Raw genomic sequence first — 4,682 nt, forward strand, 5'->3', positions numbered from 1 at the left:
GTGTATTCAATTGATGAAAAACTCCAGAAATGGAACTATATGGTTTCATGGAGAGAGAGAAAAAAATACCAAGTTATTTTTTTATCATTACTAAAATTTGATATATATCCTCTAACTCAACAGGCATAAGTGAAAAATTGTAGGTTCGGGTCTGAACCTTTTGTAATGTTTTGGTATCTTCTCTCTTCAAGTATATTTTGAGGAATTTATCATCTGGGATGACCAATACATTTTCATCATTTTCAAAAGGATCAGTGCCGGACAGTTCTTTAGAGATGACAATCTTTTGCTGATATGCCGACTCATTTATCAATTCCTGCGGGCTCAATGCTTTCGAGATAATTTTCCCTTCGTAGATAAAATAGATTTTGGTTGCATATTTTCCGGCTTCTTCCCAAAGATGTGTCGTGAACAGGACACCCCGGTTTTTGCTTTTGAAAATATTCCTCCAGATAACCTCCCTTATCATCGGATCGAGATCGGCGGTCGGTTCATCCAGAATCAACAATGACGGGTTATGTAATACGGACAAAAAAATGGCAACCCTTTTTCTTTCCCCTTTTGAAAGTTGATAAAAGAACCTATTCTTTATCTTATCTAATTCAAGGAAATCGTAGATGTCTCGTGGCAATTCCGATATGTTATAGATTCTTCGAGTGAATCCGATTATTTCTTTGACTTTTAACATGGGGAAAATAACCGGATTATCCCAAAGCACACCAATATTCTGTTTGTTCTGGTCGAAGTTGCCTTTTCCGAAAAATGCGAAATTGCCGGATGAACATTTCATCATATTACACAACAACTCAATGAATGTTGTCTTTCCGGAACCGTTCTGTCCTAATAGAGCTACAATTTCTCCAGGATTAACTTCCAGCGATACATTGCGCAGGATGGAAGTACCCTGAATCGAAAAAGAAATATTATTTGCTTGTAACATTGTCATCTTGAACCTCCTTGTTTTTTCCAATTACAATCACATTTTGCACAGTTTCAAAGGTTCCGTCAGCAGAGAGGATCTGGTTGATGTTGTCATCAACGTAGCTTCCCAGAACGCAAGAGCCAAGTTCGAGAAATTCGGCGAGTAACGAGATGTTCTGAGTTAAAAATCCAACTTCCTGAAGTATAAATCGGTAGCCTCTGTCGCCATATTTGATAAGTACTCTCTCAAAGAAGGACGTGATGAAGAACACGCAACTACAATGTTGCAAATCCACGAAAGGTTCTGCTACGAGATTTTCTCTTAAATATTCCATATAATCTTCTTCTTTGATGAATTCGAGAACTGACTTATTGGGGCTATAATGGTAAATTCCTTTAGGCAATACACTTGTATTCAAATATACGTATAATTCAAGTGGATATAAGGCACCTGCAGATGGAACCGTTCTGAATCGTAACGTAGCTTCTGATTCTTTATTAAAGTCTTCTCCGCTAATTCCATAGCTATAATGGCAGAGTAGCGCCAGCTCGTTGAGCGAAATGGAGTAAGGAGAATAGGCTCTTCCGGAACGGCGCTTAGCAAGGATATTGAATAGATTGGTTTTTTCACTACCAGGCATCTCTTTGAGATAAGGTTTCAAATCATACTCTTTGCTGGTGGGAAACACTTTATACGGTTGGCACGAGCGTTGGTGGACGTATTTATTGGAGAAACTTTGGATACTTTCAACTTGTTTGCGAATCAGAAACTTATCAAATTTCACATTCTCGTTAAAAATCAAAGCCAACGATTCACCAAAATTTTTAGCTCCATATAGTCCTGAATCTAAGCTTGCTATTAATGCTTTTGATTTTATTGTTTTCATATTATTAAGGGAATGGATGTGGATATACATTTAATTCTTCAAAAGGATAGCATTTGTAGCCTAGTTCCTGCGGTATCGTATATAGTCTTTTTCCGCCCAGGAAATAAAAGGAATACGCACCACCCATTTGTATTAATTGAGGAACGATAACCCTCAGACAATAGAAGCCTGCCTGATTTACATCAGGAGTCGTGATGTCTTTTACTAATACATTGTAACCTTTGGACTTCAGTACGCTGGTAATGTGCCGGATGTTCTCTTTGGTTGAGCGTGCAGACTCTTCAAGAAAATCAATCTTTCTGGTCGGCTTTGTTTCCGTCCAGATTTTGAAGACCTCGCACAGTTCTGGTTTTTTTATATATAGTATAGAATGGTCTTCGAAATCCAGTAATGTATGAAAGTTTTCAGAAGGCTGCCAATTCTTTTTCTCTCCTAACAAATATCTGAAATAGCTGACGCTTTGCCCCATTTCGAGAATAACTTTCTTCAATGCTTCGCCATAGGTGTCTCTTGTCGCAGTGCCTACGGCTACAAATTTACCATATTCGGCTTCACCGAAACAGATACCATAAACTGTCGGAATACCTAAATCGTAAGTTATATCCATAAAATGCCACTCGTAGCTTGCTGGAAAACGCTCATGGATAAAATGGCTGATATCCTCGTCTATAATAATTTTTGGAGCGCTTATTTTCTGCCACCAAGTGAGAGAAAACGAATCTCTTTCAATGACTTCATGTAATGCAACCAGCAAAGCCTTGTCCCAATTCGTATGTGCTGCCAAGCCTGTTGATGTACTTACATTTATCCATTGCTTTTCACATGACCAGGGAAGATAGATGCATGCTCCGGGAACCCAGGTTTCTTTCCCATTAGTAATATCCATGCATTTATCCCAATGTAATTCGATATTCTCGTCGAACCGATGGAGAGGATAATTTTCCTGGGCATATTGCTTCTCATGGAACAAGGCATATTCCGAGGGCGGTATAGCGTGTACTTTTAGATTTTTATAAGAACTTAGGATCATATTCTCTTTATTGTAGAATACGGGGCAATACCTTTCTACCGTTTCACCTAAAGTTCCCATAAATGACTTTTGCAGATCAAAGTTACATCCGCTACTTCTTCCTTCATACTTTTCTGCTCCGAAAGCCAGAGTGTTGCTGGGCCAAATACCAAAGCTTACAAGTTTAGGATCGTAATTGAGCCTGGGTAATTTGGATACATGATTTACGATTCCAAACTGATTGGAAATCAGCATTGTACCTTTAATCAGAGAGTTGTTGACTGCATCCATTGTTTTTTTATGTTAAAGAGTTACTGATTCGAGCCACGGAGCCGGATTATAATCCAATGCTGGTTTACATACATGACAAATCGGAGCTTTTATAAAAGTATGCTTTTCTACTTCATAATTGGACGGATTTATCAATATACAACACTTCCAAGTTTCCGGGGGATACCAGGCATAAAGAAACTTCAGCATATCTGCAATTACAATAGCGGAAGCCATATCCTTTACTACTGGTTGGATATTCAAGTCTGGTTTTGCTGATGCTTTCTCTGTTTCAAGGTATTTAACGTAAGAGTCATTGAAGTTGATGAATTCGTCATTGCTCCTTATTCTATTTTTGTAACAATCATAACATCCTGTGTATTTGCCGTGGAAAATCGGCCCAATACTGAATTTTCCAGAGAAAGTCAGTCCTTCAATCAATAACCATGGTTTGCTGTGTTTCAATGCCTTCTCGTTGATAATGTGCATTTTGTACGGATTCCAAGTCAAAGAATCAACAATGATAAAATCGCTGTTACAGAGGATTGACTCAATTGTTTCATCCGACAATTCATCTATTGAGTAGATAACAAAATGTTCTATGTTATATTCGGATGATTTCTCTTTCACTTGGTTGCCAAAATCTGTATTGCCAATATAAGCAATCTTCATTTCTGAAACCGGTTTGTGATTGACTTCATTATATATATCAGAAATAACAGTGGCACCTTCTGCTTCGAAATTCAGTTCATCTAGAATTCCACATTCTTGTAACTCTTTTACTACATCCAAAAGTTTGTTATAGTCAGCCTTATTTAATAGTTTTTGGATTGTTGAAAAAGATATTTTATCCCGTGTATCGTACAATCTGATCAAGTCTTTAAAAATCAGTTCTTTTTCGGAATCTGTAAATTCTATGGTTGTTGTATCTGTTTTGGTTCTTACTTGATACAGTTTATTGTCATTATCGAAGAATATATCAAATTGTTTCATTGTTTTTTAATTTAATGGGTAAAATCGAAACCAGCTATCTTCCGCTTCTTCCTTTCGTGATGAATCGAAAGATAGTCTGGCTTCAAAAACAGACTTGTTGATTTTTGATAGTTGTTTGAATAACTGCTAAAATCTCATTCTGCGTAACAGATAAATGTGAATAATCGTACCATAAACTAATAATCGTAGTATATGTGTGTGATTTCACAACAACCTCGTTTTTAATGATTTAGAGAATAGCTGACTCAAAACGAGCTACACTCATTTGGCTACTATTAGGCTACAGCAGCCTGTTCCATGGATGCACTGGAGGAGAAAAGTGACCAGCAGCAGCAACATGAATTGCAATTACAGCAACAACCTGAAGCAACAACTTTAGCTGCATAATTTGTGTGGCTTAGTAGTTTTTTCGTTTTCATAATTGTATTATTTTAAAGAAACCTACTCGTAAGCTTTTCGGTATCCGCTCCTGTTTACACAGCCAGGACTGTTTCATATATTTCATTTACCTCAAATCCGCAACTAAGCCCTTGAAGGTTCTTATTGCGTTTACACGTCCTCTCATTACTGAATTTGCAGATAATTTGAACTTGAAGCACCCA

Annotated in this window: 4 protein-coding genes; all 4 read right to left on the reverse strand. The window is 37.4% G+C overall.

The window, feature by feature from the left end; genetic code table 11:
* Nucleotides 1-73 precede the first annotated feature (73 nt).
* The 4 genes from K334_RS0112590 to K334_RS0112605 are packed head-to-tail and all read right to left on the reverse strand — an operon-like array spanning nucleotide 74 to nucleotide 4,080.
* The gene (locus tag K334_RS0112590; RefSeq protein WP_008449715.1) at nucleotides 74-946 is read right to left on the reverse strand and encodes an ABC transporter ATP-binding protein; all 873 of its coding nucleotides are present in this window, start codon (nucleotides 944-946) and stop codon (nucleotides 74-76) included.
* Entirely contained in the window at nucleotides 924-1,808 is an 885-nt protein-coding gene (locus K334_RS0112595) for a SagB/ThcOx family dehydrogenase (RefSeq protein ID WP_009012966.1), read from the reverse strand. Before K334_RS0112595 ends, K334_RS0112590 begins: the two co-directional genes overlap by 23 nt.
* A gap of 4 nt (nucleotides 1,809-1,812) precedes the next feature.
* On the reverse strand, nucleotides 1,813-3,108 hold the full coding sequence (locus K334_RS0112600) for a YcaO-like family protein (protein WP_009012965.1): 1,296 nt from the start codon (nucleotides 3,106-3,108) through the stop codon (nucleotides 1,813-1,815).
* Nucleotides 3,109-3,120: 12 nt separating this feature from the next.
* Nucleotides 3,121-4,080, reverse strand: a complete 960-nt coding sequence (locus K334_RS0112605) for a TOMM precursor leader peptide-binding protein (protein ID WP_008449695.1) — start codon at nucleotides 4,078-4,080, stop codon at nucleotides 3,121-3,123.
* Nucleotides 4,081-4,682: the final 602 nt, after the last annotated feature.

This window comes from Segatella baroniae DSM 16972 = JCM 13447, assembly GCF_000426585.1.
GTDB classification, from domain to species: Bacteria; Bacteroidota; Bacteroidia; order Bacteroidales; family Bacteroidaceae; genus Prevotella; species Prevotella baroniae.